The sequence below is a fragment of the Undibacterium sp. MH2W genome, from assembly GCF_049340215.1.
Taxonomy (GTDB): Bacteria; Pseudomonadota; Gammaproteobacteria; order Burkholderiales; family Burkholderiaceae_D; genus Undibacterium.
Genome location: NZ_JBMPPA010000003.1, coordinates 471914 through 497877, shown reverse-complemented (window position 1 = coordinate 497877; position 25964 = coordinate 471914). Strand labels below are relative to the sequence as shown.

Sequence of the window (25964 nt, the reverse complement as noted above, 5' to 3'; positions counted from 1 at the left end):
CGTGCAAATTTCAAAGAAGGCGGGATTTTACCGCAGACACGACTCTTTCGACATCTTCCTTTGTCATTGATGGAAACAAAGGGAGCGTGACGATCTGTTTTCCGACGCGTTCTGCAATGGGGAACATCCCATCCGTAAAGCCGCGTTCACGGTAGTAAGTGAACAAATGGATAGCGCGGTAATGATAGCCCAGCCCAATTTTGACATCCAACATTTGTTGCATAAACTCGGCACGATTGATTCTTTCTGGTAAAACCAGGTGGAACATGTGCCAATTGGATTGCTCGAAGTCTGCGACCGGTAATTCTGCGCCAGTCTGGGTTTCGAAGTCGGGTCCAAACTGTTCAAAATAGTATTTTGCCAACTCGAGACGTTTTGCATTAAATTCAGCAAGACGTTTCATTTGACCCAGACCAATCGCGCCGGCGATATCGGTCATGTTGAATTTACCACCGAGCACGTCAACGTCGATGCCATCGAGCCCGCTACGTGAGACGCCTTGTAGGCGGTATTTTTCAGCGAGGCGCGCTTCTTCTGCATTGTTCAACACGAGGCAGCCACCTTCGCCAGTCATGATGTTTTTGTTGACTTGAAAGCTAAATGAAACAAAATCACCAAAAGAGCCAATGCGCTTACCTTTCCAGCTTGAACCGATTGCCTGCGCAGCATCTTCGATGACGCGAAGGTTATATTTGCGAGCAATGTCATATAGTCGGTCCATGTCACAGGGTAATCCACACATGTGAACAGGAATGATCGCTTTGGTGCGCGGCGTAATCGCTGCTTCGACTTTGTCGAGATCGATGTTATGGGTCTTAGGATCGATGTCCGCAAATACTGGCGTTGCACCCGTTTCAATAATAACGTTGGCGGTGGCAACCCAAGAATTTGGCGTGGTGATGACTTCATCGCCAGCACCGATACCCGCGATACGTAGGGCAATTTCCATCGTACAGGTACCGGAATTAAATGTCCGGACCGGGCGACCACCAAAATAGTCAGAAAGTTGCGCTTCCAAGGCCTGAACCTTCGGGCCGCTCGTCATCCAACCCGAGCGCATGACCTCGCCGACAGCAGCGATGGTTTCTTCATCCATAGTAGGTTTGGTGAAAGGCAAAAAAGCCATTGAGTCGTTCATTGTCGTCCTTTTTACTTGTGTTCACTGCGCGGCGTTTGGCGCGATTGAACGGGTTGAATCGTTACCATCTGACTCTCTGTGAGGATAGTGGTTCTATTTGTTCGAAAAAAATGGCAAATTAGCTTCTTACCAGAAGAACTACCCCTGAAATAATGACGCAAATAGCCAGAATCCGTTGCATTGATAAGGCTTCTCCGAGGAAATACCAAGCACCAAGTGCGGCGACGATATACCCAATAGACAGCATCGGATAGGCAATCGATACGTCAACACGAGAGAGGCCAATAATCCAAACAACCACGGAGATGACATAGCAGCTCAGGCCGCCAATGATGGGTAATTGCGTTGCTAATTGCAAACCGATCGAAAACCAGTTCTCTGCATTGAGATGAATGGCCCCAACGGCTTTTGTGCCGGCTTTTAACAAAACTTGTGCGACGGCGTTGAGGAGGATGCCGGTGAGAATGAAACCGAAAGTAGTGAGATTCATAATAGAAATAAGTGGATCGTCGTTTTATTATTGTGAAGGTACGGGTGTCGCGATAATCACGCGCCGTGGATCTTGACCGATAACGCGCATCGGTACATGTTGTTTCTGGAATTCTTCAAAAATATCCGTTCTGACAATCGCCACAGCATGTTCATGATTGGCTTGATGTGCGAGCCACTTCTTCACAAAACCTGCGCGTGTCGGAATCCATAACTCCGGTTGTTGTTGTAGGCCGAATTCCATTTCATCTGGAAATTCAACGAGCGTGACTGTGCGTTGTAAATAGAAGGGTAAAGCTTGTTCATAACGCCCGACTGCGTAAATCGGTGTCGTGGGCGATGTGAGTTCAGCGTTAATCGCCGCGACATGGGCAGTGCCAGCGATATACTGACCAAAAGGATTGTGTCCCAAAAATGCGACCTGTCCCGCCAAGAAGCCACCAAATGCAAGACTTAAAATGGCGATGTCTTTTCCGACTTTTTCTCGTCCAGCAAAAAACCATGCAACGAGAGCACCAGCCAACGCAATCGCACTGGCAGCGGCGATCCAAGGTGCCGCGTTAGCATAGAGTGGAATGTCGATCGCATCTTTGCCCATATGCGCTATTTTGTTGACGCTAAAGAGTCCGACGACGCCTAACAGTCCCAGTAATCCTGCAGCCAGCTTCAGAGCGTTGGGTTTTGCGCTTTCCAGATAGACGGCAATCATTAATGCGAGCGCTGGAAAGATCGGCAGAATATAGCCAGGCAATTTTGAATGCGAAATACTAAAGAAGAAAAAGAAAAATACTGCCCAAATTAACAGCATCAAAAGCGGTTTAAATCCTTTTTGTTGTTCTTTGACGCCCGTCCACATTCCTTGAACAAGCAGCCCTATCCATGGGACGATCCCTAGGATTAAAAAGGGGAAAAAGTAATACCAGACCCCTGATCGGTGGTGAACATCGCTCGTAAAGCGTTGAAAATGTTCATGAATGAAAAAGAAATGCGGATGTTCGGGGTTGCGGAGTGCGATGAGGATAAACCACGGTGCGGTGATAGCAAAAAACAGGATGAGTCCACGGCCAAAATAAAGGCGCGCCCAGAGGCGCCAGTCACGGGTGACCAAGGTATAAATCACTAACACTGCCCCAGGTAATACAAAGCCAATCAAGCCTTTAGACATGGTTGCCAGTGCCATACCAGCCCAGCAAATGAGCATGGCATTGCGTCTTGCGGCGGGTGATGCCGACTCATCTTGGCCGAGCAGTAAGCCGCACATGGTAATCGCCAGCATGCCAGACAAGCCCATGTCCAGTGAGTTGACATGGCCCATACCCGCCCAATAGAAGCTCGACCCGAGGACGATGGCGGCGATAGTCCCTGTGCGGGCACCGAATAATCGGCGACCAGTGTACGCAACAGAGAATACCCCGATGAGACCGCACAACCCCGTCCACAGACGTGCTTGCCAATCGCCCAGCCCAAAGGCAGCAAAGGTCAGCGCATTCATCCAATTTTGTAACGGGGGCTTTTCGAAGTACTTAATGCCATTGAGGCGCAATGTAATCCAATCGCCGGTCGCCAACATTTCACGCGCCATCTCGGCGTAGCGACCCTCATCGGTCGGTACAAGGGTTCTTGCACCTAACATGTAAAACCAGATACACAGGAAACTGATAGCAACAGCCCACAGGACCTTGGGTGACTCAAGTGGAAGTAGGTTGTTTTTGTTTAATTGACTCATTCGTTTTCCATGATCAAGGCGAGCGCCACTTTGCGTCCTTCAGCCATCAGGATGTTATACGTGCGACATGCGGCTTTGTTATCCATGCATTCAACACCGACGCGCCGCGCAGTCAGCGCCGCGATTAGTTTTGGGTGAATGAATCGCTGTTTGTTTCCAGTACCGAGGATGACGACATCCGGTTGGGTCGCATCGATTTGTGCAAAATCATTGGCCGTTAAAGTCTCAAAACGGCTAACGGGCCATTCGACCGGCTTTGTTTCTGGGAGAACAATGAGACTGTGCTTGAATGTGATGGCATTGATCTCAACGCTGTCTGTTTCATAGCCAGTGATTGTCTGGTACTGCTGAGTTTGTGTCGAATGCAACTTCATAATAATGGCTCTATGCTAATTAATGTGCCGAGTGAGTGCGGCATTGTAACTTTTTTTTACGGTTTTCCAAGGGATGACGCTTGTTTCCTGGAAATTTACTCCGCGACGCTGGATCGTGTGATTGTTGCTCCTGCTTCTGCTCCTACTTCTGTTTCGCTTCCTTGGGCAAGAATCAATGTTAGAGAGTCTTTCATTCGCTAGACATATAAGTTTATAGCTGAAAGGTATAAGGTTTCGCTAAATTGTCCATAGAAAGACAAATAATCCTAAAACAATTTGATTAAACAGCATTCCTTGTGCAAAATGCTTCGTTCGGCAGTGCAGCATAAGCAAAGACTTCTTGGTTGCTGCATGGCGATTTGCATGCCAAATGATAAGAAGGAAATTGCTAGTGCGACCTATACAAAAATCACAAAAATTAGCTGACGTTTGTTATGACATTCGTGGTCCAGTGCTTGAAAAAGCCAAACAAATGGAAGACGAGGGTCATAAGATCATCAAGTTAAATATCGGTAATTTGGCCGTGTTTAACTTCGATCCGCCTGACGAAATTGTGCAGGATATGATTCGCAACATGCATAACGCTGCCGGTTATACAGATTCCAAGGGGATGTTTGCGCCAAGAAAAGCGATCATGCATTACACCCAGGAAAAGAAAATCCGCGGCGTCACGATCGAAGACATTTATATAGGTAACGGCGCTTCAGAGTTGATTGTTATGGGCATGAATGCCTTACTGAACAATGGCGACGAAGTATTGGTCCCTGCGCCTGATTATCCTTTGTGGACTGCGGCGGTTAGTCTGTCTGGTGGTAAGCCAGTTCATTATGTCTGCGACGAATCCGCAGACTGGATGCCAGATATTGACGACATTAAGAGCAAGATTACGCCAAATACAAAAGCGATCGTCGTCATTAACCCGAATAACCCAACTGGGGCATTGTACCCAGTGTCGGTATTGCAACAAATTGTTGAGGTCGCACGTCAACACCAGTTGATTGTTTTTGCAGATGAAATCTACGATAAAACCCTGTACGATGAAGCGGAGCATGTTTCGATCGCCTCATTGGCAGATGATGTGTTATTTTTAACGCTCAATGGTTTGTCAAAAAATTACCGTTCTTGTGGTTACCGAGCGGGTTGGATGGTTATTTCTGGTGAAAAGCGCCATGCAAAAGACTACATCGAAGGCTTGAACATGTTGGCTTCGATGCGTTTGTGTGCGAACGCACCGGGGCAGTTTGCCATTCAGACCGCTTTGGGCGGTTATCAGAGTATTCAAGATTTGGTTGGCCCAGGAGGGCGCTTGCTGAAGCAGCGTGATCTCGCCCACCAACTCTTAACCGCCATCCCAGGCGTCACATGCGTGAAGCCCAAAGCGGCGTTGTATATGTTTCCGAAACTGGACCCTGAGATCTATCCGATCAAAGATGACCAGGAGTTTATCCACGAGCTATTAACCGAGCAGCGTGTGTTGTTGGTACAAGGAACAGGTTTCAACTGGATCAAACCTGACCACTTCCGGGTGGTTTTCCTGCCAAATACGGATGATTTGACTGAGGCATTTGGACGCATTGATCACTTCCTTGAAAGTTATCGAAAGCGCCACGGCACTAATTAATTTAATTTTATTGTTTAAAAAGATATGAAACCAATCAAAGTAGGTCTGTTAGGCATAGGCACCGTTGGTACCGGCACCTTCAATGTATTAAAGCGGAATCAGGAAGAGATTATTCGCCGCGCCGGACGTCCGATTGAGATTGTAATGGTCGCAGCCCGAAATGTAGAACGTGCACGTGGCATCGTTGGAGATGGCGTTGAGGTGGTGAGCGACCCGATGTTGGTCGTAAATCATCCGGATATTGAAATCGTTGTGGAAGTCATTGGTGGTTGTGGTATTGCGAAAGACCTCGTCTTGCAAGCAATTGCCAATGGTAAGCATGTCATTACCGCGAACAAAGCATTGTTAGCAATACACGGCAACGAGGTATTTTCAGCCGCCCATGACAAAGGTGTGATGGTCGCGTTTGAATCGGCGGTTGCTGGTGGTATTCCGATCATCAAAGCATTGCGCGAAGGCCTCACTGCCAACCGTATTGAATGGATTGCAGGCATCATCAACGGTACGACCAATTTCATTTTGTCAGAAATGCGAGACAAAGGATTGGACTTCGCCACCGTGCTCAAGCAAGCTCAAGCGCTTGGCTACGCGGAAGCGGATCCTACGTTTGATATTGAGGGCGTTGACGCTGGTCATAAAGCGACCATCATGGCATCAATCGCGTTTGGTGTGCCGATGCAATTTGACAAAGCACACGTTGAGGGAATTACAAAGTTAGAGGCAAACGACATTCGTTATGCCGAAGAACTCGGTTACCGGATTAAGCTGCTTGGTATCGCAAAGCGCACTGTGGATGGTATTGAATTGCGTATTCACCCGACATTGATTCCGTCTAAGCGCCTGATCGCTAACGTTGAAGGAGCGATGAACGCGGTGTTAGTACAAGGCGATGCCGTCGGTGCGACACTGTATTACGGTAAGGGCGCTGGTTCAGAGCCAACCGCATCTGCTGTGATCGCTGATTTGGTCGATATCACGCGTCTTGCAACCGCTGATCCAGAACACCGTGTGCCACATTTGGCGTTCCAACCAGGTTCCATCAGTGATTTGCCGATTCTGCCGATGTCTGAAGTGGTGACGAGCTATTACCTGAGAATGCATGTGGAAGATCGCCCTGGCGTGTTAGCTGATGTCACGCGCATCCTCGCAGATCTGACCATTTCGATTGACGCGATGCTACAAAAAGAGCCTGGTGATGGCGAAACGCGGACGGATATCATTATCCTCACGCACCAGACGAAGGAAAAGAATATTGTCGCTGCGATTGAGAAAATTGAGGGTTTACCCGCTGTGTTTGGTCAAGTGACCAAGTTGCGTTTAGAAGAATTGAGCTAATCGCCTACACGCCGACGCAAGAGAGACAGCAACGAAAGTGTCTGCCTGCCATTGGCGTGATCACACGAAAGCAGAAAAAGCGCGTTCATGAAATAATGGGCGCGCTTTTTTTATGTCCCTATGGGGACCTTCCGTGATCTTCGCTGCTCCAATCGAAAGGCATCGGGTAATGATTCGATTATCGTTTCAACGTTTATTGGCTTACGGTCTGCTTGCGTTTCCCTTGGCCTTTGTGGCACTCCCCATCTATGTCTATGTCCCACAGTTTTATGCGGAGCACTTTGGTATTTCCTTGAGCTACATTGGTACTGCCTTGTTATTCTCTCGCATGGCGGATGCCTTTTTTGATCCGTATATTGGTGGCATTATTGACCGTCGACCACAGGGACAGGGATATGCAAGGTACATTGTCTTTGCCATCCCGCTACTGATTGTCGGCTTTGGCGCACTTTTTCATCCCCCCGTGCTACGCGGATGGTTGGTCTTTGTCTGGTTCTTCGTTTCACTTATCGTTGTCTATGCAGGCTTTAGTCTCGCTAGCATTGCGTATCAATCGTGGGGCGCTGCATTGAGTCAATGGCCTGACCAACGATTAAAGCTTAGTTCAGTACGTGAGGGCTGTGGTTTGCTTGGTGTGTTGAGTGCGGCGTTGATGGGGCAACTTGCTGATTTCACGTGGCTGACGTGGACGTTAGCAATCAGTCTTTGTATCGGGGCGGCTTGCTTAGTGCGTTGGATCCCTGTTATTCAGCTTCGACAAGATAAGGGAAAAGCGTCATTGCGATGGGCTGATATGTTGGCGAATCCCACTTTTCGTCGCTTGTTTTTCGTCTTCGTACTGAACGGTATTGCTGCGGCGATACCCGCAACCTTATTTTTATTCTTCACAAAAGACCAATTGCATTTGGAGGCGCAGTCAGGCTATCTCCTTCTCATTTACTTTCTATCAGCGGCGCTATCGATGCCGTTTTGGTTGTTGATTGCACGGCGCAGTCATGAGCGAGACGCATGGCTGTTGTCGATGGGAATGACGATCATCAGTTTTATTTGGGTATTTAATTTGCAGGCGAATGGACTTATCGGGTTTAGCATTATTTGTGTGCTGACTGGGTTTTCCTTGGGGGCCGATCTGGCTCTTCCTCCGGCCTTACTTGCTGCGGTTATTCATGGAGCGGGCCATAGTGAGCGTTATGAAGGGAGCTATTTTGGCGTGTGGAGTTGGGCAGGCAAAATGAATCTTGCGTTAGCGGCTGGATTGGCCTTGCCGTTACTCGAACTATTGGGCTATCGACCAGACGTGACGTCGCAAGACGGACTCTTTGCATTAGGCGTTGCCTATGCAATCATTCCTTGTCTTTTAAAATGCATTGCCGCCGTTTTACTTTGGCGATCATCGCTGAAATCACTCTGACGTCAATTGGCGTTCACGGATTACCGCAGGATTTTTTCGTGAAATTCAGCCGGTTGATGCGCGTGGATTTTGAGTAGGGTGGAGACCCGCGTCCCGTAACTCTCAGAGACAATACACGGCGACGATAGCAAGCGTTCCATCTCAAAAGAGACACCGGTATCTGGCAGGCGACAGTCGGGTGCTTGTGTAGTGTTGCCTAGCATTTCAAAAAACGCGTCTTCTGGTGCCAATTGACAAATCAAACTCGCAAATTCCGCTTTGGTGCGGACGACTTTGTGCCAGCATGTGTCTAGGGCTGCGTTCGAGATTCCGTAGATTCCTGGAGGTAATGGGACGCCATTTTTAGGATGATCTTGATGCCGGTTGGAATACCAAATCAACGTATTTTCATCACCCACAATCAGATTGAAACCGTTGTAATCATCAACTTGGCCTTTGAGCGCATTGACATAGTCTTGGGCGGAAATGTCAGAGCGTAAAAAGTTCGCCACCAATTCACCGCGTGATGGCGCATCTTCACGTTTTTCTGATGGTGCTCGCACGTTCGTAATTGCTGCGAATTTTTTCGCTGGCGAGCCGTCTTGGTTGCTCTGAATACCGAGCCAAGTTCCTCCTGACTGTAGATCGCGTCCGGCGTACACCTGCGGCGCGTCAGGCCACCATGTTGCTGGGCTCGCTGGGCGATCATAAAATTCGTCGCGGTTAGCAGCAACAACGAGGGGGCTACAAGGAAGTAATTTCCAGGCAAAGACAATCAGGCACATACTTCGACATTCAAAAAAAATTCTACGTGACGTTCACAGGACTGCAAAACCGGCAATGCCGTTTGAGCGACGGTTGTCTCTAGCAACGTCCCGAAATGATCCGGAACGTTCTTATACGTCTCCATCCAGGTTTGCATACCATTGACGACTTCGGGGCGTCTTTCCAATGACATCGATGTCATGCCATTGGACCGTAAAGCATGTTGCAACACCTTTTCCTCGGCAATGATTGTCGATTCTTTTTCAATCGCCGATTTGAAATAAACATAGCAATTCATGGTGCGCATTTTGGTGTAAAGCTGACAAATTCAAGAGCTGAGTGATATTCGTTGATCATGTACATCAACGAGTGATATCCGTAATCTCATAAGGCAAGGGTAGTATCGTTACCGGTGGCCCCTCGGCGCTGCCACAACGAAGTCCGCCTCCTTCTTGGTCGGCGAGACTCATTTCAATCAGCGCAAGACTACGCTGTTGGCCACTCACTGCGACGTTGACAATCATGCCGCACGGTTGGGTTGGGTCGCTCTCTTTGAATATTTCTGTGCCTTCGACAAGATCGACTGCTGGTAGGGATGCTAACGACATGCGGCGTTTCAACTTACCCAAATACTGGCTGCGAGCCACAATTTCTTGCCCTGGGTAGCAGCCTTTTTTGAAATTGACACCGCCGATTAACTCAAAATTAATCATCTGCGGGACAAACTTTTCTTGCGTGCGAGAGGTAATTGTGGGGATGCCAGCACTTATTTCTGCAAGCTGCCAGTCGTTTGGATCGCATGCTTGCAGGGTTTTCGTCAGTGCGTTCCACATTGTTGTTGCGTGCTGTGACGGGCAAATCCACTGATATCTCGGCGCGGCTTGGTCTGCATGGTAACGAATGAGTGTGCCGTATTCGTTACTGATGGTCGTATTTTCTGTTGGAGGAAGCGTTGGAAACCAAGCGGAGAGTGCATCGGCAGCCTGTTTGCCGCCGAGTGCAAAGACGACGTGCTCGGTACTGATATCAGTGATGGTCACTTTCGCACGGAGGATGAACATGCCCAATCGTTTTTTGATCGCTGGGAGTAACTCGATAGGTAACTGGAGAGTGATCCCATCCGTTGCTTTCCAATATACAAGGCTCGCCAACATCCTACCTTTTGCTGTGCAGTAGGCAGCGCGGCGCATCTCTCCTTGCTGTAGTCGCTCAACATCGTTACTTAACTGATTGTGCAAAAAAGTCGCAGCATCGTCACCTTGGACAAGCATGTGGCCAGTTTGTGTTAATGCGGTAACGTATCCTGCTTCAAAAGCGGGAGTGGACCAGAGCGATTCCATCTGGGGCAACGACGCAATCCAGCTTTGATCTAACGATGGAGCAATCATTTCTTGAGACATAAGTTATTCAACCTTCTATTCATACGACTTCTACAACAATGTTCAGAGAGCGATAGGGCGCCCGTGCTTGTGGACATCCGTGCAACCATGACACGATTTTTCACCCCGATCAGTCACTTCCTTCACTCAAGCTTAGCGCAAATATCAATTGCTCGCTTGCCCTTGCTGTGTTTTGAGGAGTTTGAGCTTCGGCAATCTTTTCATTTGGTAAATAATGTTATGGTCTAAGTTCTTTAATTTCATGGCATGAAGGCTTTACAATAGCGACCATGTATCATTTGGCAGATGGTTACTAGAACAGCATCGATTCCATGCTTCTGCATTTCTTACATGCTTTAAATATATCATTTACTTGATAAACTGCGCACCTCTTGATGTGATAACGCATTAACCAGAAAAACGTTGAATCGTTGAGACTGTGAAATGCTTTGAAGTAAAAGCAAAGAATGTAAAAGTAAGGCGATCGCCACACAGTGATTTGATTCCAACGAAATAAACGAAAAACCATACATAGCTAACGATGCGTCTGATAAGAAATTTAATTTTGTTATTGTTGTTGCTCTCGATCGCGAGCGTGGGCGGCATGGTGTATTGGTCTGGTCAACCGTTAGTGACGGATGATCAACCTGTTGAGTTTTCGATTAAACCAGGTAGCAGTGTTCGCAGTGCGAGTAAGCAAATTCAAGAAGCTGGTGTCCCGATGCCTGCGCTCTTTTTTGAGTTACTGGCTCGTGCCACCGCTAAGGCAGGCAGGCTCAAAGCGGGCTCTTATGAATTATCCCCCGGACAGACGCCATTGCAATTGTTAGATAAGATCGTCAATGGTGAATTTTCTCAAGGAGCGGTGGTTGTGATTGAAGGGTGGACCTTCGGTCAGATGCGAAAAGCGATCGACGCGAATCCAGATCTCAAGCATGACACCAAAGCGATGTCTGAAAGCGCCTTGATGGAAAAGCTTCATGCCGATCAAACTCATCCTGAAGGGCTGTTTTTCCCCGATACCTATTTGTTCGCAAAAGGAACCAGTGATTTCCAAGTATTTCAGCAAGCGTACACAGCCCAAATAAAAAAATTGAATGAAGCCTGGGAAAAACGTGCGAAAGGGTTACCGTACAAAAATCCCTATGAAGCGCTGATCATGGCATCCATCATTGAAAAAGAAACTGGGCAAAAAGAAGAGAGATCGATGATTTCCGCGGTATTTACCAATCGCCTGCGCTCTGGGATGTTGCTGCAGACCGATCCCACAGTGATTTATGGAATGGGTGATCGCTATCAAGGTAAAATTCATAAAAAAGATTTATTAACTGATACACCCTATAACACGTACACCAGAGCAGGCTTGCCACCAACGCCAATTGCGTTACCTGGGCTCGCTTCGTTGAATGCTGCTCTCAACCCTGCTAAAAGTGAGGCGCTTTATTTCGTAGCGCGTGGCGATGGCACGAGTGTGTTCTCCGAGAATCTCTCCGAACATAACCGTGCCGTGAACAAATACCAGCGTTGATCGCTTCTTTTAATCATTCATTATGAAACCAACAGCAAAATTTATCAGCTTTGAAGGGATCGACGGTGCCGGTAAGTCGACTCATATCTCCTATGTCGCTGAACGTTTGCAGTCGGCATTGTCTGTTCATCAAGTACAAGTCGTATGCTCTCGCGAACCAGGAGGAACCCCTCTCGGAGAAACGCTACGCGAAGTACTGCTCCAACAAAAAATGCATCTGGAAACGGAGGCATTGTTAATGTTTGCCGTGCGTCGTGAGCATATCGCCCAAGTGATTGAGCCTGCGTTGTCACGTGGCGATTGGGTCATTTCAGATCGATTTACTGATGCAAGTTTCGCGTATCAAGGGGGCGGTCGCCATTTGTCGCTGGAAAAACTCGATGCGCTTGAACAATGGGTGCATCCGCATTTACAACCGGATTTAACTTTCTTATTTGACGTGCCCTTGGAAGTGGCGAGAGCCCGACTCGATGCGACCCGTCAATTGGATAAGTTTGAGCAAGAGAAGGCCGACTTTTTCTTTGATACGCGCAATGAGTATTTACGACGCGCTGCGCAGTTCCCAGCACGGTTCAGAATTATTGACTCAACCCAGAGCATTGAAGCGATTCGTCGCGAGCTCGATGGACTGATCGACACGCTGGTGGCGACATCAATGGTGAGCGATGAGTAATCCATTATTCACTTGGCAGACGTCTGCGTGGGATTATTTTCAGTCCCTTCGTGATCGTATGCCGCATGCTTTCTTACTCTATGGTCCTCAAGGGATAGGGAAGACGCTCTTCGCCGAGCACATGGCGCAATCGCTGTTGTGCGAACATCCCGATGCGAATGGGCACGCATGTCAGCAATGTGGTTCCTGTGGATGGTTTTCGCAATATAGCCATCCTGACTACCGACGGGTCCGGCCTGAATTATTAGATGAAGAGGATGCGTCGGCAGCAGAATCAGAAGCAGAGGCCACGACGAAGACCGCTAAGACGAGTAAGGCTCCATCGAAAGAGATTGTGATCAATCAGATTCGTGGCTTGTCCGATTTCATGAATATCTCAACGCATCGTCAAGGGCGGCGTGTCATTGTCCTATACCCCGCTGAAGCGCTGAATATTCCGGCAGCCAATGCGCTATTAAAATCGCTTGAAGAGCCAAGTAACGACACTGTGTTCATTTTAGTGTGTAACAGTTTGGACAAATTATTGCCGACGATCCTCTCTCGTTGCCACAAATTTGCCTTAGCGATGCCAGAAAAAGAGCAGGCGCTTGCTTGGTTGACCGCGCAGGGTGTGAAGGATGCTGATGTATGGTTAGCGCAGCAAGGCGGAGCGCCGTTGGCAGCGTTGGATGTCGCGCAATCGGATTATCGTGATGAGCTGGATGACTTTCTCCGACAATTAAGCAAACCGAGCGCCGATAGTAGTCTTAAGTTGGCAGATAAAATGCAGAAGATGGAAATGACCATGACCGTGGCGTGGATGCAGCGATGGTTATATGATCTTTTTTCGTACAAACAAGCAGCGAGAATCCGGTATTATCCTCGTTATGAACGTGAAATAAAGGCGTTGGTCATGCGTGTCGATGTCAATTCATTGTTGAGAATCATCAAAAGCACGAATGAACGACAGGCAATCTCGAGCCATCCACTGTCAGCGAAGTTATTTTTAGAAGATATGTTGCTGGAGTATTCTTCTCTTTTTGCATAAACCTGCGGAAATACAAAATGTCCGATTTATCACCAGATTTAGGTGCCTCAAGTGCACCGAATCGCCCGTCAGTCTTGTCGTTGGCGATTAAAGAAAAAGCCGCATTATTTGCGGCATATATGCCTTACTTGAAGAATGGCGGTATTTTTGTTCCAACGAATAAAAATTATCGCTTGGGTGAGGAAATTTATCTCATCTTGACCTTGTTGGACGACCCAGCGAAGTACCCGATTGCAGGCAAAGTTGCGTGGATTACGCCAGCTGGCGCGGGAAACAACAAGACGCAGGGCATCGGAGTCCATTTTCCTGATGACGAAAGCGGAAAGCGTATTCGTCTGCGCGTGGAGGAAGCACTCGGCGCTGCTTTACGTTCAAGCCGTCCTACACACACTATTTAAAACGATATGGCAGATCACTTTTCATACCGAATCGCTCGCTTTGACGATTTACCACAAATTGTTGCTATCTATAACTCAACGATTGCGTCTCGCCAGGTCACTGCGGATACCGAACCTGTCTCTGTCGAATCCCGACATGCTTGGTTTCATGAACACACACCCGAACGCCGTCCGCTCTGGGTGAGTGAATCTGATGGTAAAATTACGGGTTGGCTTTCTTTTTCTAATTTTTATGGTCGTCCGGCTTATTCTGGCACGGCTGAGTTGTCTATTTATCTCCATGAAGACGCGCGAGGGCAAGGTTTGGGCCGTCGCTTCTTAACACTTGCTATCGAGCATGCCCCAAAGATTGGTGTGCATACCTTGCTAGGATTTATTTTTGGTCACAACACGCCTAGCCTCAAGTTATTCGAGGCGTTCGATTTTACCGTTTGGGCAAACATGCCTTGCGTTGCCAACTTAGATGGCATTGAACGGGATTTAATTATCTTGGGTAAGCGTATCGATTGATAGTTGCGATAGATAACATAAGAAAAAGAAGCATATCGCTCTATTGCATTATTGACTGATTTCTCTCTGGTGTTTGGACGCATGAGGACAAAGAAATTGTCCTCAATGCCAGCACGCGAGTTTGATAGCAACAATCGATCTTTATCATTACACTGGCGACTTACGACTGTAAGTTGCCTTTCATTTTTATAGGAATTACATCATGCTCAGCTATCGCCATGGCTTCCATGCTGGCAATCATGCCGACGTGCTCAAACACTTTGTGTTGATTCAATTGTTGCAATATATGAATCAAAAAGAAGCTGCCTACACGTACATCGATACGCACTCTGGTGCGGGTTTGTACGCGCTGGACAGCGGCTATGCCAGTAAAAACGCGGAATTTGAGACTGGCATCGCGCCTCTGTGGGATAAAAAAGATCTTCCACCTGCGTTGGCCGATTATCTGGATCTGGTAAAAGCATTGAATCCGAGCGGCAAAATGCGCTATTACCCAGGGTCGCCTTATTGCGCCGATAAAGTGATGCGTGAGCAAGACCGATTGCGCTTGTTTGAACTGCACCCGAGCGAAATCAAAATTCTGAGCGAAAATTTCAGAAAACTCGACGCCCACGCTGCCGAACAAGGGCGTCGTCCGACTGTTCGCGGTAAGCGGGTGATTATTTCTGACGCGGATGGGTTTGAAAGCTTGAAAGCGCTTCTGCCGCCACCTTCCCGTCGAGGTCTGGTCTTGATCGACCCGCCTTATGAGGTGAAAGATGATTATCGGCGCGTTAAGGTCGCATTAGAGGATGCGCTAAAGCGTTTTCCAACAGGAACCTATGCGATCTGGTATCCGGCATTAAATAGGCAAGAATCTCGTCAGCTGCCTGATAAATTGAAGCGACTGCCGAGTAAAGATTGGTTAAATGTGACGTTATCGATCAGTGGGCCAACACCTGATGGTTTTGGATTGCGCAGCAGTGGCATGTTCATATTGAACCCACCTTGGACATTAATGGCCACACTCAAAGAAGTGATGCCGTATCTGGTTGCCGCACTAGGCACAGATAAAGAGGCCAATTTTGTGCTCGAATCCGGCGCGCCTGTGACCGGTGCAGGTGTGAACCTGCGCCCAAAACGCACCTAAAAACGCACATCAATGATGTAGGTCATTGCGTCAGGGTACTTTTTACCGAAAGAAAGCCAAGTGGAGATCAATCCACTTGGCTTTTTTTTACTTTTCTTTTGATTGCGTGTGACAAATAAGAGAACTTTCAACATTCATTTTGGTGCGATGCGGAACGAGAGTTTGTATTGATTTGTCGATGAATTTGGCATTGCGCCTTGATATTGCCGTTGTAATTTGTGCGGCGCAGGAGAAATAGTGATTGACGAATTAGAACGGTCGTACAAAAATCGATCAGGTACTCTAATTTAGCTATTCAGCAACAGTCGTATTTCTATTTCCCTTTGTCCCTTAGAACCAAATTGAAGGAGCGCACATGTCAGGTTATGCAATGAGTCCGGTAGTAGGTCAGATGATGAACAAACCTATGCTGATCTCCAGCATTATTGAACATGCGGATCGATATTTTGGGAAAAACGAGATTGTTTCTCGGCGGGTTGAAGGGGACATTCATCGTTATAACTACACAGAATGTCATCGCCGTGCCAAGCGATTAGCGAATGCACTCAAACAATTAGAGGTTAAACTTGGTGATAGGATTGCGACCCTCGCATGGAACGGCTATCGTCACCTAGAGATCTATTACGCGGTGTCAGGCTCTGGTGCCGTGCTACATACTGTCAATCCTCGCCTTCATCCCGAGCAGATTGCGTACATCGTCAACCATGCTGAGGACCAGTATCTATTTTTTGATATCACGTTCTTGCCGATTATTCAGGCGATAGCGCCACATTGTCCACACGTCAAAGGCTACATTATGATGTGCGATAAAGACCGACTGCCATCCGATAGCGGTGTGCCAAATCTATGGTGTTATGAGGATTTAATCGCTCAACATACAGATGATTTCGTTTGGCCGGAATTTGATGAAAATTCTGCTTCTAGTTTGTGTTACACCTCCGGCACGACCGGCCATCCCAAAGGAGCACTGTATTCTCATCGCTCGACGATATTGCACTCCTATGCATCCGCCTTGCCAGATGGACTCAACGTTTCAGCACGAGATTCGATCTTGCCAGTGGTTCCCATGTTCCATGTGAACGCTTGGGGTTTGCCGTACTCAGGACCGTTGACCGGCGCGAAGCTTGTTTTCCCCGGGCCGCATCTCGATGGCAAATCGTTGTATGAATTATTTGAGCAAGAGAAAGTGACTTTTTCTGCCGGTGTGCCGACGGTCTGGCTGGGGCTGCTGACTTATGTGGGACAGCATAATTTGACCTTCTCCACGTTTAAACGCACCGTCATCGGGGGCTCTGCATGTCCTCCAGCAATGATGAAAACCCTGCGGCAAACCTATGGCGTTGAAGTGGTTCACGCTTGGGGGATGACAGAAATGTCTCCATTGGGAACAGCCTGCACTTTATTGTCCCGTCACCACGATTTAAGTGAGGAAGAGAAAGAAAAAATTCTCGCGAAGCAAGGGCATGTCCTGTACGGCGTTGATATGAAAATTGTGGACGATGCGGGTAAAGAGTTACCGTGGGATGGCAAAACCTACGGCAATCTCTTGGTGAAAGGTCCATGGATCATCGCATCGTATTTCAAGGCAGAGGGCGGGGACGTGTTAGAAAACGGATGGTTCCCTACCGGTGACGTCGCAACGATCGATCCAGACGGCTACATGCAAATTACTGATCGTAGCAAAGATGTGATTAAGTCAGGGGGGGAATGGATTGGCACGATCGACCTTGAAAATGTTGCTGTATCGCATCCCGCAGTATTGCAGGCAGCATGTATCGGCGTTTTCCATCCTAAATGGGATGAGCGTCCATTGTTGTTAATTGTCAAAAAAGCGGGTGCCGACGTATCAAAAGAAGAGCTGCTTTCTTTCTTTGAAGGTAAAGTAGCCAAATGGTGGACGCCAGACGATATTGTATTTATTGATGCCTTACCCGTTGGCGCCACTGGGAAAATCCTCAAAAATAAATTACGAGATCAGTTCAAAGATCACCAATTACCCACCGCTTAACCGTAAATCATGGCAGGGAAAGAGGCGCGTTACGGCAGCTTCTTTCCTTTGAATGAATGTCAATTCTCAAAAGGATATATCAACGTCAAAAATGGATGATTAGTAATACCGCGTCAGTTTAGGCAGCAAGTCGTTCGCTAGGGTAAAAACAGATTTCCACATAAAATAATTGGAGAGAGACAAATGAAATTCCCACTACGTGCATCGGTCGTCGCAGTCGCATTCACCATCGTCGCGCCGCTCGCAACGGCAGAGACTATCAAAATTGCTTATATTGATCCCTTGTCTGGGCCTTTCGCGCCAGTGGGTCAAAATATTCTGAATTCATTTCAATTCATCGCTGCCAAAGCGAACGCAGAAAAATGGGCTGGCAATAATACCTTTGAGGTTGATGGGTTTGATAATAAAGGTAGCCCACAAGAGTCGTTGAATGTGTTGAAAACGGTGATCGATAAAGGCTACCGGTATATTACGCAAGGTAACGGTTCGGGTGTGGGTCTTGCTTTGCTGGACGCGGTGAATAAATATAACGAACGGAATCCTGGCAAAGAAATTGTCTTCTTAAATCATGCAGCCGTTGATCCTGATATGACTAACAGTAAGTGTAGTTTCTGGCATTTCAGGTTTGATGCTAACTCTGACATGAAAATGGAAGCGTTAACCACTTATCTGGCGAACGATAAGAATATCAAGAAGGTCTATATCATTGGTCAGAACTATTCTTTCGGCCATCAGGTAACAAGAGCCGCGAAAGAATATCTCGCAAGAAAACGCCCAGACATTCAAATTGTGGGTGATGATTTACATCCGATCGGTCAGGTCAAAGATTTTTCACCTTACGTCGCAAAAATTAAAGCATCTGGTGCCGATACGGTCATCACCGGAAACTGGGGCGCGGATTTAGCGTTGTTGGTCAAAGCGGCAAAGGATGCTGACCTTAAAGCGAACTTCTTTACTTACTATGCGTCGACCACCGGTGTTCCTACTGCGATGGGGGCTTCGGGTATTGATAAAGTGAAATATGTCGCTTACTGGAATACGAATAACGAAGGGTTTGTTGGTAAAGATATCGTCCAAGGCTTTAAGACGAAGTACAAAGACGATTATTATTCCATGGCAACGTATTCCATTTTGACGGCAATGGCCCAAGCCGTGAAGCAAGTCAAATCTGCAGACCCTGTCAAAGTGGCGTTTGCTCTAGAGGGAGCGAATTTCAAGAGTCTGAACGGCGATGTCAGCATGCGCAAGATGGATCACCAACTCCAACAACCTCTGTACATTGCTACATGGGTGAAGACCAATGGAAAAGATGTGTTGTTTGATCAGGAAAACACAGGTCTTGGATGGAGAACGGACGTCAAGATCGATTCCTATGTGGCTGCACAACCATCGTCTTGCCAAATGAAGAGACCGGGCTAATCAAGGCAAAAGAGCAGGGGGCGTTGTTGCGGCTTATCTGCTCTTTTTTATGCGAAAAATTAGTACGATCGTGCAATTGTCTTCGACATTGGGCAGCGGTTCTGCATTTCTGATGGCGACACGTTTGCTACCAAAATGCGTATCTGGTGCCCTGACACAAAAGGAATATTCATTTTGGAATTTACACTGATCACCTTGCTCAACGGCGTGAGCTATGGGTTGTTATTGTTCATGCTCTCTTCAGGGCTCACCCTGATCTTCAGCATGATGGGTGTACTGAACTTTGCACATGCTAGTTTCTACATGATCGGCGCGTATTTTGCGGCGATGCTCAGCGCTCACTTTGGTTTCTGGACGGCCTTGGTCGTTGCACCGCTGATGGTAGGCGTTCTTGGCGCACTCGTTGAGCGTTATGGTCTACGAACGGTCCATAAATACGGTCATATCCCCGAGCTTTTGTTCACGTTTGGTTTGTCTTATGTCATTGTTGAAGTGGTGCAATTGATTTGGGGCAGGGCAAGCATTCCTTACCCTATTCCAGCAAGTCTGGATGGACCATTATTCACGCTCTACACCACTACGTTTCCTATCTATCGTGGCTTTATCATGCTGGTCGCTGTCGCGATGTTGATGTCCATCTACTTGCTACTGACCAAAACGAGAATTGGGCTCATTATTCAAGCCGCATTGACTCACCCTGATGCCGTCGAGGCGTTGGGGCATAACGTTCCACGTGTCTTCATGCTGGTGTTTGGTGGAGGATGCGCGTTAGCCGGACTCGCAGGGGTCGTTGGTGGAAACGCTTTCGTCACTGAGCCCGGGATGGCGGCGACACTTGGCAGTATTATTTTCGTCGTTGTTGTCGTTGGAGGAATGGGGTCGTTGGCTGGTGCATTTGTCGCCTCATTACTGATCGGTATTTTGCAGACGTTCGCCGTCGCTTTGGATTATTCATTGTCGAGTATTCTGCAGCAGTGTGGAATCGTCATGACACCGAGCTCACCTCTGTATGCCTTGTTGAGCCTCACTATTTCCCAAGTTGCGCCAGTCATGCCTTATTTCTTGCTGGTATTGATTCTGATATTCAGACCACGTGGTTTATTAGGTACAAGAGAGGGTTAAGGGATGAAAACAGCAATGCATATCAGTAAATCGTCTGCCGGACGGTGGTTGATCTGGTCGGGATTCGCCGTTGCCTTGGTGATCGCACCAAAGATTTTTAGCCAAGGTGCCTCTCTGTCGCTGTTGTCGCAGATCGGTACATTGATGATCTTTGGTTTGTCCTTCAACATGTTGTTAGGGCAAGGAGGAATGCTCTCTTTTGGACATGCTGTGTACTCAGGCTTGGGTGCATTCTTTGCCATCCATGCGATGAATCTAGCAACAGAAGGGACGCTCCCCATCCCTGTTTCACTGATTCCGCTTGTCGGCGGTGTCGCAGGTATGTTTTTTGGCGTGCTATTCGGCTACGTGACAACAAAAAAATCAGGTACGACGTTCTCGATGATCACTTTGGGTATGGTCGAGTTGGTGTTTGCGTCTTCACTGATGTTTCCAAAATTCTTCGGGGGTGAAGGCGGTATTTCGACGAACCGAGTGATCGGTAAGGCCGTATGGGGAATTACGTACGGTCCACAAATTGAAGTCTATTACCTGATCGCTTTCTGGCTGTTTATTTGCACCATCGCGATGTTTGCATTCACGCAAACACCGTTAGGTCGGATGATCAATGCCGTTAGAGATAATCCGGAACGCGCCGAGTTTATTGGTTATAACACCCAGTGGGTGCGTTATTTGACGTTGATTTTGTCCGCGTTTTTCGCAGGCATATCGGGCGGATTGTCGGCGATCAACTTCGAGATCGTCACTGCTGAAAATGTCAGTGCCATTCGCTCGGGGGCCGTCCTGCTATTCAGCTTTATTGGCGGGATTGGCTATTTTTTTGGTCCGATGATTGGTGCTGTCGTCGGCGTGTTTCTGACAGTGATGTTGTCGGACTTCACGAAGGCGTGGCAGCTGTATCTTGGTGTTTTTTTTATTTTGATTGTGATGTATGCCCCAGGTGGTTTGGCGGGTATTTGGGTCGCCAATTACCGAATGGTGAAATTTAAAAAATGGCAACAACTGTTGCCGTCGCTTTGGAAAGTGCTCTTAGCAAGTGCGTTGATCTTTGTGGGATGTGTGATGGCGATTGAAATGTTGTATCAACGCTCGCTCGCCTTGGATCAGGGACCCGAAGTGACGATCTTTGGCATGACACTCAACGTCATGGAAAATAGTTCTTGGCTTATCGCGGGTGTATTGGTCATGGCTGGGTTTGTTTTACTTTCCTTGTTCAAAACAGCATTTACATCAGCGTGGGGCACGGCAGTCAGTGAAATTGAAGCGGCGATTTTGAAGGGGGCTGAATGAGTCAGTTTTCGCTTGAATTAAAAGATGTTCGTAAAAGCTTCGGCTCTGCTGAAATTATTCGCGGTGCGAATTTGCAAGTCACTAAGGGAGAGAGGGTGGCGATCATTGGTCCTAACGGCGCGGGCAAATCGACGCTGTTTAATCTGATCTCTGGACGATTTGGCATTAGCTCTGGCGATATTCTTTTACATGGTCAAAGTATCGCGGGATTGCAGCCCTACGAAATCAATCGTCGCGGGCTGTCACGTAGCTTCCAAATTACGAACATTTTCCATCGCTTGAGCGTGTATGAGAACCTCCGGTGTGCCGTCTTGTGGTCGCTCGGGTATCGCTATTCATTTTGGCATCGTCTCAATGCCCTCAAGGATGTCCACCAAAGAGCCGTGGCAATCATGGAGGAAATTGGATTGACCGCGCGGCGGAACGTTACTGCAGGGTTGCTGACCTACGCGGAACAACGTGCGCTTGAAATTGGTATTACGGTTGCTGGTGGTGCGGAGGTGATATTGCTGGATGAACCAACAGCAGGGATGAGCCGGTCTGAGTCCGATGCTGCCGTTGAGCTCATTCGAAAAATGACGGTCAACAAGACGTTGCTCATGGTGGAGCACGATATGAGCGTGGTCTTTGGGTTGGCGGACAAGATTGCCGTTGTTGTTTACGGCGAGGTCATCGCCTGTGATACGCCCCAAAATATTCGTCATAACCAGGCCGTCAAAGACGCCTATCTTGGCGGCCATGCCCCAGTGGAGAATGCAGCATGACCGTACTTTTAGATGTAAAGGATTTACACGCGTTTTATGGCAAGAGTCATGTTCTCCATGGCGTCAATTTACAGGTCCATGAAAAAGAGATCGTGAGTTTGCTGGGTCGTAACGGCGTGGGACGCTCCACGACGGTCAAGGCAATTATGGGACAGGTGCAGACCCAAGGCTCGATTCTCTTTAAATCAGAGCAACTGCTTGGGTTGAAGGCCTTTGAGGTCGCTCACAAAGGCGTAGGGTATGTGCCAGAGAATCGTGACATTTTTCCGACGTTGACAGTAGAGCAAAATCTATTACTTGGTGAAAAATCAGGACGCAATAAATTGGTGCCGTCGCGTTGGTCGATTGAGGACATGTACCAGATGTTTCCACGTTTGCGGGAGCGACGAAATACGCTTGCGGGGGTGATGTCTGGTGGCGAGCAGCAAATGCTGACGCTCTGCAGAACCCTCATGGGTGACCCCGACTTGATCATGATCGATGAGCCTACTGAAGGGCTTGCGCCGATGATTGTCCAATTGGTTGCCGATTATCTTGAAGAACTCCGTCGCCGGGGAATTTCTGTGTTGCTCGTAGAGCAGAAATTGGCGATTGCCCTGCAGATATCGCAACGTGTTTACGTGATGGGACATGGCAGCATCGTTTTTGAGGGAACCCCCGACGAATTGATGGCCAATTCTCAGATACGCCAAGAGTGGTTAGAGGTATAAGTCCGTCGATGAGCCTGACCCACCCATGACAATATTCCCACCCTTTTTTTACCTTTTTTGAAAAAAATAATACGATCGTACTATTTTTAGGTTATAGTAAAACTTGATTAGCTACGTAGTTCAATCGTAATCAAACCTTAGGAAGAGACATGAGCGCAGAATACAAAGCAGAGGGGAATATTGCCGTTATTACCCTGAATAATCCACCGGTCAACGGATTAGGTTTTGCAACTAGACATGCGATTGTGGAGGGCATGAAGCAAGCTCTGAACGATCGCGAGATCACCGCTATTGTCATCACTGGCGCTGGTAAAGCGTTTTCCGGTGGTGCTGATATCAAAGAATTTAATTCTCCCAAGGCGTTTGCCGAGCCAAGCCTGCACACCGTCATCAATGTGATCGAATCGTCTGAAAAGCCAGTCATTGCGGCGATCCACACTGTTTGCATGGGCGGAGGGCTTGAATTGGCGTTGGGTTGCCATTACCGGATTGCAAGCCCTGGCGCGCAGATCGCGCTGCCTGAAGTCAAATTAGGTATCTTGCCTGGTGCAGGTGGTACACAGCGTTTGCCGCGTGTGGTTGGTCTTGAGTTGGCACTGAATATGATCGTGTCAGGGACACCAATCGCTTCCGAAAAGCTGGCGAAAACCGCTCTGTTTAATGAAGTCGCAGAAGGTGACTTGATGCAGGCAGCCATCGCCTTTGCTAACAAGGTCGCTGCAGTACGACCATTGCCAAAAGTGCGCGATATCAAAGTGGATTATCCAAACTACGAGGCATTTTTGCAATTCTCACGCAACACTGTGCGTGCAATGTCGGGGCCATTCCCAGCGCCATTGAAGTGTGTCGAAGCCGTTGCTGCATCAGTGACGAAGAAGTTTGATGATGGCATGAAGGTCGAGCGAGACCTGTTCCTCGAACTGGTCCAGTCCACAGAATCTAAGGCCTTACGCCATGCTTTCTTCGGTGAGCGTGCCGCAAGTAAATTGCCAGATGTACCTGAAGATACACCGCTGCGCTCCGTCAAATCTGTTGCAGTGATTGGTGCCGGTACGATGGGTGGTGGTATTGCGATGAATTTCGCTAACGCCGGCATTCCAGTCAAAATTCTTGAAATGAAGCAAGAAGCGTTGGACAAAGGTTTGGCAACGATTCGCAAGAACTACGAAAATACCTTGAAAAAGGGAAAACTTACGCAAGAAAGATTTGACCAACGTGTTTCTTTGATTACAGGCACTTTGTCATATGACGACATTGGCCAAGCAGATCTGGTGATTGAAGCCGTCTTTGAAGACATGGGTGTCAAAGAGCAAGTGTTCAAAAAGCTCGATGAAGTCATGAAGCCTGGCGCTATTTTGGCGTCTAACACATCGACATTAGACGTCGATAAGATTGCTGACTTCACGAAGCGTCCGCAAGATGTGATCGGAACGCATTTCTTCAGCCCTGCGAACGTCATGAAATTATTGGAAATCGTTCGCGGTAAGAAGACAGCGAAAGATGTGCTGGCGACGATCTTGGCGATTTCTAAAAAAATCAAAAAAACGGGCGTGGTGTCAGGTGTTTGTGATGGCTTTATCGGCAACCGTATGATCGAGCAATACAGCCGTCAGGCAGGTTTCCTGCTAGAGGAAGGTTGCACGCCAGAGCAGGTCGATAAAGCGGTTGAAAAGCTGGGATTTGCGATGGGACCATTCCGTATGGGCGATTTGGCTGGTAATGATATCGGCTGGTATATCCGTAAGCGCCGTTACGTTGAAAAACCACAAATTACCTACTCAAAAACAGCAGATTTACTCTGTGAAATGGGACGTTTTGGTCAAAAAACGGGTGCAGGTTGGTATGACTACAAACCGGGTGATCGCAAGGCCTATCCATCAACGATCGTCAACGACATGATCGTGAAACATTCTGCTGATCTTGGTATTGAACGTCGGAAAATTTCCGATCAGGAAATCGTTGAACGGTTGATTTATGCCTTAGTGAATGAAGCTGCCTATATTCTTGAAGAAGGCATTGCGACTCGTGCATCCGACATCGATATGGTGTACCTGACAGGCTATGGATTCCCACTCCATACAGGTGGTCCGATGTTCTATGCTGATACAGTTGGTTTGGCAAACGTGGTGCGCTCGATGGATAAATATGCCAAAGGTCGCCACGGTGATGCATGGAAACCTGCTCCCTTGCTTGCAAAATTGGCAGAAGAGGGCAAGACCTTTAATTAAATGTCGGCCTAGTTCGTTTTAGTTCGTTTTGCTCCCATCAACGCAGCTCCCTCTGAGCTGCGTTTTTTTATTACATTACTCACTTCATATTGATGGTGGCATGAAGATCATCGAAGGCGTGTCTTGGGTCTGACGGCATGCGACGGTTCTGCTACACTTCTTAGCATTTTTATCGTCGGATTAATTATGTTAATTGAACAGTACATCTCCCTGAGTGGCATCGACGTTACGCAGGTGCCGGACCAATTCTATCGGCAAATCGACACGTATCAACAGGCACTCGCCAATGAAAAAGAGGCTTCCACTGATCAATTGAAGTGGCAATATCAAGTTCCCGAATTGGGCGAGGGTGGATCGTGTTCGCTGTTTGACCAGTTAGCAGCGCAACCGTATGACCTTGAACCTATTTTGGGAGGTAAGACGGAGCTGACGACAGCACTGCTAGCACGGGTTACAGCGATTGTTGATTTTTACCAAAAGAATAGTGGTAGTCAGTGGTTTGGTGTGTATCAAAAGAGAATCAATCCTCAAGGAGAGACCGTACTCGTCAAGTTGGCTTATTACGGTGCAGCATCGCGTGCGGAATTTCCTCTCACACCAGAATTTGCTGCCATGAGCAATAACAGTACCGTTGGATTGTCTGGTAAAGCACGGATTATCAATGATGTTGGTGTGTACCTTTCTGCAGGTGGGGAGTATTACACGTGTGACCCTAAGGTGCAGTCGGAGGCTTGTTTGCCGTTATTTGCTGAAGATAGACGACTTGTTGGTATTATCGACTCTGAAGCGTTTGCTAAAAATGTTTTCGTCGAGAAAGAATTATCATTATTGCTCTCCGTAGCGGTGAAACTAGGCGCTATTCTTAGTTAAAACTCCGTTGTTGCCATTCCTCCCTGTGTATGGTGACGTTGAAGTGGGCTTGAATTTTTGATTGGATAAGA

General features: G+C 47.8%; 24 protein-coding genes. 17 read left to right on the top strand and 7 right to left on the bottom strand.

The window, feature by feature from the left end:
• Positions 1-10 precede the first annotated feature (10 nt).
• From ACO0K2_RS10185 to ACO0K2_RS10170, 4 genes are all read right to left on the bottom strand, one after another.
• Entirely contained in the window at positions 11-1138 is a 1128-nt protein-coding gene (locus tag ACO0K2_RS10185; RefSeq protein ID WP_423018326.1) for a DegT/DnrJ/EryC1/StrS family aminotransferase, read from the bottom strand.
• 118 nt (positions 1139-1256) lie between these two features.
• Positions 1257-1628: an EamA family transporter gene (locus ACO0K2_RS10180; RefSeq protein ID WP_423018324.1), complete on the bottom strand. Its 372-nt coding sequence runs from the start codon at positions 1626-1628 to the stop codon at positions 1257-1259.
• Positions 1629-1655: 27 nt separating this feature from the next.
• Entirely contained in the window at positions 1656-3353 is a 1698-nt protein-coding gene (locus ACO0K2_RS10175; protein WP_423018322.1) for a glycosyltransferase family 39 protein, read from the bottom strand.
• Complete coding sequence (locus tag ACO0K2_RS10170; RefSeq protein ID WP_423018320.1) at positions 3350-3727, bottom strand: Mth938-like domain-containing protein; 378 nt, start codon at positions 3725-3727, stop codon at positions 3350-3352. The genes ACO0K2_RS10175 and ACO0K2_RS10170 overlap by 4 nt, the downstream gene beginning before the upstream one ends.
• 391 nt (positions 3728-4118) lie before the next feature.
• Here ACO0K2_RS10170 and ACO0K2_RS10165 point away from each other — a divergent pair, with 391 nt between their 5' ends.
• The 3 genes from ACO0K2_RS10165 (at position 4119) to ACO0K2_RS10155 (ending at position 8094) form a co-directional block, all read left to right on the top strand.
• The gene (locus ACO0K2_RS10165) at positions 4119-5348 is read left to right on the top strand and encodes a pyridoxal phosphate-dependent aminotransferase (RefSeq protein ID WP_423018318.1); all 1230 of its coding nucleotides are present in this window, start codon (positions 4119-4121) and stop codon (positions 5346-5348) included.
• A gap of 24 nt (positions 5349-5372) precedes the next feature.
• On the top strand, positions 5373-6683 hold the full coding sequence (locus ACO0K2_RS10160; protein WP_423018316.1) for a homoserine dehydrogenase: 1311 nt from the start codon (positions 5373-5375) through the stop codon (positions 6681-6683).
• 169 nt (positions 6684-6852) lie between these two features.
• Positions 6853-8094, top strand: coding sequence for an MFS transporter (locus tag ACO0K2_RS10155; RefSeq protein ID WP_423018314.1), 1242 nt, complete (start codon positions 6853-6855; stop codon positions 8092-8094).
• Positions 8095-8114: 20 nt separating this feature from the next.
• On the opposite strand, the gene ACO0K2_RS10150 is transcribed toward ACO0K2_RS10155, so the two are convergent.
• The 3 genes from ACO0K2_RS10150 to ACO0K2_RS10140 form a co-directional block, all read right to left on the bottom strand.
• Complete coding sequence (locus tag ACO0K2_RS10150) at positions 8115-8858, bottom strand: NRDE family protein (protein WP_423018312.1); 744 nt, start codon at positions 8856-8858, stop codon at positions 8115-8117.
• Positions 8849-9136, bottom strand: coding sequence for a DUF4936 family protein (locus ACO0K2_RS10145; RefSeq protein ID WP_423018310.1), 288 nt, complete (start codon positions 9134-9136; stop codon positions 8849-8851). Before ACO0K2_RS10145 ends, ACO0K2_RS10150 begins: the two co-directional genes overlap by 10 nt.
• 64 nt (positions 9137-9200) lie before the next feature.
• Entirely contained in the window at positions 9201-10238 is a 1038-nt protein-coding gene (locus ACO0K2_RS10140) for a YgfZ/GcvT domain-containing protein (protein WP_423018308.1), read from the bottom strand.
• A gap of 520 nt (positions 10239-10758) precedes the next feature.
• Here ACO0K2_RS10140 and mltG point away from each other — a divergent pair.
• The 14 genes from mltG to ACO0K2_RS10070 all read left to right on the top strand — a co-directional run bounded on the left by mltG (position 10759) and on the right by ACO0K2_RS10070 (position 25893).
• Positions 10759-11745, top strand: a complete 987-nt coding sequence (gene mltG, locus ACO0K2_RS10135) for an endolytic transglycosylase MltG (protein WP_423018306.1) — start codon at positions 10759-10761, stop codon at positions 11743-11745.
• Positions 11746-11767: 22 nt separating this feature from the next.
• Positions 11768-12418, top strand: coding sequence for a dTMP kinase (gene tmk, locus ACO0K2_RS10130; protein ID WP_423018304.1), 651 nt, complete (start codon positions 11768-11770; stop codon positions 12416-12418).
• A complete protein-coding gene (gene holB / locus ACO0K2_RS10125; RefSeq protein ID WP_423018302.1) occupies positions 12411-13445 on the top strand; it encodes a DNA polymerase III subunit delta' in 1035 nt (344 codons plus the stop codon). Before tmk ends, holB begins: the two co-directional genes overlap by 8 nt.
• Positions 13446-13462: 17 nt before the next feature.
• Positions 13463-13843 (top strand): PilZ domain-containing protein, encoded by a 381-nt coding sequence (locus tag ACO0K2_RS10120; protein WP_423018300.1) that lies wholly within the window; start codon positions 13463-13465, stop codon positions 13841-13843.
• 6 nt (positions 13844-13849) lie between these two features.
• Positions 13850-14353: a GNAT family N-acetyltransferase gene (locus ACO0K2_RS10115; RefSeq protein ID WP_423018298.1), complete on the top strand. Its 504-nt coding sequence runs from the start codon at positions 13850-13852 to the stop codon at positions 14351-14353.
• Positions 14354-14555: 202 nt separating this feature from the next.
• Positions 14556-15482 carry a 23S rRNA (adenine(2030)-N(6))-methyltransferase RlmJ gene (locus ACO0K2_RS10110; protein ID WP_423018296.1) on the top strand — a complete coding sequence of 309 codons (927 nt, stop codon included), beginning with the start codon at positions 14556-14558 and terminating at the stop codon, positions 15480-15482.
• A 355-nt stretch (positions 15483-15837) separates the two neighbouring features.
• Positions 15838-17490, top strand: coding sequence for a 3-(methylthio)propionyl-CoA ligase (locus ACO0K2_RS10105; RefSeq protein ID WP_423018294.1), 1653 nt, complete (start codon positions 15838-15840; stop codon positions 17488-17490).
• A 183-nt stretch (positions 17491-17673) separates the two neighbouring features.
• Complete coding sequence (locus tag ACO0K2_RS10100; protein WP_423018292.1) at positions 17674-18909, top strand: branched-chain amino acid ABC transporter substrate-binding protein; 1236 nt, start codon at positions 17674-17676, stop codon at positions 18907-18909.
• Positions 18910-19083: 174 nt separating this feature from the next.
• Entirely contained in the window at positions 19084-20031 is a 948-nt protein-coding gene (locus tag ACO0K2_RS10095) for a branched-chain amino acid ABC transporter permease (protein WP_423018290.1), read from the top strand.
• A gap of 3 nt (positions 20032-20034) precedes the next feature.
• The gene (locus tag ACO0K2_RS10090) at positions 20035-21321 is read left to right on the top strand and encodes a branched-chain amino acid ABC transporter permease (RefSeq protein WP_423018288.1); all 1287 of its coding nucleotides are present in this window, start codon (positions 20035-20037) and stop codon (positions 21319-21321) included.
• A complete protein-coding gene (locus tag ACO0K2_RS10085; protein WP_423018286.1) occupies positions 21318-22085 on the top strand; it encodes an ABC transporter ATP-binding protein in 768 nt (255 codons plus the stop codon). Before ACO0K2_RS10090 ends, ACO0K2_RS10085 begins: the two co-directional genes overlap by 4 nt.
• A complete protein-coding gene (locus ACO0K2_RS10080; protein WP_423018283.1) occupies positions 22082-22795 on the top strand; it encodes an ABC transporter ATP-binding protein in 714 nt (237 codons plus the stop codon). Before ACO0K2_RS10085 ends, ACO0K2_RS10080 begins: the two co-directional genes overlap by 4 nt.
• Positions 22796-22944: 149 nt before the next feature.
• Positions 22945-25023, top strand: a complete 2079-nt coding sequence (locus ACO0K2_RS10075) for a 3-hydroxyacyl-CoA dehydrogenase NAD-binding domain-containing protein (RefSeq protein ID WP_423018281.1) — start codon at positions 22945-22947, stop codon at positions 25021-25023.
• A 186-nt stretch (positions 25024-25209) separates the two neighbouring features.
• The gene (locus ACO0K2_RS10070) at positions 25210-25893 is read left to right on the top strand and encodes a GAF domain-containing protein (protein ID WP_423018279.1); all 684 of its coding nucleotides are present in this window, start codon (positions 25210-25212) and stop codon (positions 25891-25893) included.
• The last annotated feature ends 71 nt before the right edge of the window (positions 25894-25964 follow it).

Bases quoted from the DNA above. Each gene is read 5' to 3' on its own strand.
- ACO0K2_RS10110 (WP_423018296.1), top strand. From the start codon at position 14,556: ATGCTCAGCTATCGCCATGGCTTCCATGCTGGCAATCATGCCGACGTG.
- ACO0K2_RS10155 (WP_423018314.1), top strand. From the start codon at position 6,853: ATGATTCGATTATCGTTTCAACGTTTATTGGCTTACGGTCTGCTTGCG.
- ACO0K2_RS10160 (WP_423018316.1), top strand. From the start codon at position 5,373: ATGAAACCAATCAAAGTAGGTCTGTTAGGCATAGGCACCGTTGGTACC.
- ACO0K2_RS10150 (WP_423018312.1), bottom strand. From the start codon at position 8,858: ATGTGCCTGATTGTCTTTGCCTGGAAATTACTTCCTTGTAGCCCCCTC.
- ACO0K2_RS10180 (WP_423018324.1), bottom strand. From the start codon at position 1,628: ATGAATCTCACTACTTTCGGTTTCATTCTCACCGGCATCCTCCTCAAC.
- ACO0K2_RS10105 (WP_423018294.1), top strand. From the start codon at position 15,838: ATGTCAGGTTATGCAATGAGTCCGGTAGTAGGTCAGATGATGAACAAA.
- ACO0K2_RS10100 (WP_423018292.1), top strand. From the start codon at position 17,674: ATGAAATTCCCACTACGTGCATCGGTCGTCGCAGTCGCATTCACCATC.
- mltG (WP_423018306.1), top strand. From the start codon at position 10,759: ATGCGTCTGATAAGAAATTTAATTTTGTTATTGTTGTTGCTCTCGATC.
- ACO0K2_RS10175 (WP_423018322.1), bottom strand. From the start codon at position 3,353: ATGAGTCAATTAAACAAAAACAACCTACTTCCACTTGAGTCACCCAAG.
- ACO0K2_RS10145 (WP_423018310.1), bottom strand. From the start codon at position 9,136: ATGAATTGCTATGTTTATTTCAAATCGGCGATTGAAAAAGAATCGACA.
- ACO0K2_RS10185 (WP_423018326.1), bottom strand. From the start codon at position 1,138: ATGAACGACTCAATGGCTTTTTTGCCTTTCACCAAACCTACTATGGAT.
- holB (WP_423018302.1), top strand. From the start codon at position 12,411: ATGAGTAATCCATTATTCACTTGGCAGACGTCTGCGTGGGATTATTTT.
- ACO0K2_RS10170 (WP_423018320.1), bottom strand. From the start codon at position 3,727: ATGAAGTTGCATTCGACACAAACTCAGCAGTACCAGACAATCACTGGC.
- ACO0K2_RS10085 (WP_423018286.1), top strand. From the start codon at position 21,318: ATGAGTCAGTTTTCGCTTGAATTAAAAGATGTTCGTAAAAGCTTCGGC.
- tmk (WP_423018304.1), top strand. From the start codon at position 11,768: ATGAAACCAACAGCAAAATTTATCAGCTTTGAAGGGATCGACGGTGCC.
- ACO0K2_RS10075 (WP_423018281.1), top strand. From the start codon at position 22,945: ATGAGCGCAGAATACAAAGCAGAGGGGAATATTGCCGTTATTACCCTG.
- ACO0K2_RS10090 (WP_423018288.1), top strand. From the start codon at position 20,035: ATGAAAACAGCAATGCATATCAGTAAATCGTCTGCCGGACGGTGGTTG.
- ACO0K2_RS10140 (WP_423018308.1), bottom strand. From the start codon at position 10,238: ATGTCTCAAGAAATGATTGCTCCATCGTTAGATCAAAGCTGGATTGCG.
- ACO0K2_RS10115 (WP_423018298.1), top strand. From the start codon at position 13,850: ATGGCAGATCACTTTTCATACCGAATCGCTCGCTTTGACGATTTACCA.
- ACO0K2_RS10120 (WP_423018300.1), top strand. From the start codon at position 13,463: ATGTCCGATTTATCACCAGATTTAGGTGCCTCAAGTGCACCGAATCGC.
- ACO0K2_RS10070 (WP_423018279.1), top strand. From the start codon at position 25,210: ATGTTAATTGAACAGTACATCTCCCTGAGTGGCATCGACGTTACGCAG.
- ACO0K2_RS10080 (WP_423018283.1), top strand. From the start codon at position 22,082: ATGACCGTACTTTTAGATGTAAAGGATTTACACGCGTTTTATGGCAAG.